Genomic DNA, 1,619 nt, shown 5'->3' with positions numbered 1-1,619 from the left:
GCCCTCCGCCATCGCCGGTGGCCTGGGATTTTGCCAAAGCCCCGAAAGCGTCCTGAAAGGCACTTACATGTCCGAACTGACACTCGAATGGCCCAATCGCCCCCGGCAGACCACGGGGTCGCCATGCTAGACCACCCGCGTCACTTACGCCGCCGGCGGTCCACCCTTTTCTCGAAGACGCCCGACGGCCAGGCGAAGGATGTTCGGCAAGAACAGGGCGGCCCCGACCGGATCGCGGCGCAGCGTCGCCCTCACCAGAGACCAGCCCAGGGGTTTACGGTGCCTCAGCTGGTGCAAGACGGCCGCGACGAAAGAACGCCGCGAGTCCGCCAGCTGTCCCCGCACGAATCCCCGCTGCTTCCCATCCAGTCGGATCTCTTCAAGAACCATGCGCGCGAGCGCAATGTAGTTGGATGTCAGCCGCAGATACCCTTCCGTCTTCCAGCCCGACTTGTCGAAGATATTAACGCCCTCGCCTTCGTCGGCATAAATGCGGGGCGAAAATGCCACACGTCCGATCAATTGCCCCAAGGTCAACTTGAACAACCGGTCCTCGCCCTGAAAAAGACTCTCACGGAAACGGACATCGGGAAACCGGTCAAGTCGGTACGCCATGGTCGTGGGACCAATGATATTGGTTCGCCGAACCAGAAAGTCGAAGAAATCCCCAACGAATTCGTACAGGTCATGTTCCGGATCCACAAGGCGGTGCTCCTCGGGGCAGATATTGTCGCTCCGAGCATCCGACCACTGGAACCGCGATGTCGGGATTCCGGTTCGTCGGCTGTCTCCCACAAAGAGATCGAATCCTTGGTCAAGGGCTCGAACAGCATCTTCCAGAAAGGGCCCTATCCATTCGTCATCGGAATCCAGAAAGGTGACATGGCGGGTGCCCGGAGCAACATGCTCGAGGCCCATATTTCGAGCAGCCGCCGGCCCCGCATTCTCCTGGTGAATGACCTCGACAGGACAATCCTCCAGGAAATCGCCGATCTCCTCCTCGGCTGGAAGTGGCGACCCGTCGTCGACCACCAGGATCTCTATTTCGACGCCCGCGGGATTTTCCAGGACCGAGCGAACGCACTGCCGCAGAAGCCCCCGCTTGCGCTGGAAATACGGTATGACCACTGCAATCTTCGAAGGGCTTACGGACAATTTGATTTCTCCACGACGGGGACAGAACAGCTGCCTTGCGGCACCTATAGCCCTCTAATACAACCCCAACAGCCGGGGCGCTCCTTTGGATTGTGCTGGAGCTCGAGACGTATCTCTATAGCTATCGCAAACGATCCAACTTTGACGATGCCCTCAACGACTACCTCTGGCCACGTTTCATCAACACGCCTCTGGAGACAGAACCGGGATCCGACTAGGTTTTTGTCGTTAGATGGGGCATTGGGCCAGCGGGCAGTCCTTCGGAGACCACCATCGCGGGACGTCGCTGGCACCGACAGCGCGACTGGTGAATCGCTGGTTCAGACAAGCCTTGAACGGAGCCACGCGCGATCGCTCATCGGGCGACTTGCACGAGACGCCCTTGCCCTCCGCCATCGCCGGTGGCCTGGGATTTTGCCAAAGCCCCGAAAGCGTCCTGAAAGGCACTTACATGTCCGAACTGA

At 59.5% G+C, this 1,619-nt stretch carries 1 protein-coding gene; it reads right to left on the bottom strand.

All coding sequences use genetic code 11. The annotated features are described in order from the left end of the window. Positions 1-144: 144 nt before the first annotated feature. Positions 145-1,155, bottom strand: a complete 1,011-nt coding sequence (locus D578_RS0114680) for a glycosyltransferase family 2 protein (RefSeq protein ID WP_026289380.1) — start codon at positions 1,153-1,155, stop codon at positions 145-147. Between the last annotated feature and the right edge of the window lie 464 nt (positions 1,156-1,619).

This window comes from Thioalkalivibrio sp. ALMg11 (assembly GCF_000377905.1).
Lineage (GTDB): Bacteria > Pseudomonadota > Gammaproteobacteria > Ectothiorhodospirales > Ectothiorhodospiraceae > Thioalkalivibrio.
This window is presented reverse-complemented; position numbering and strand designations above follow the sequence as displayed.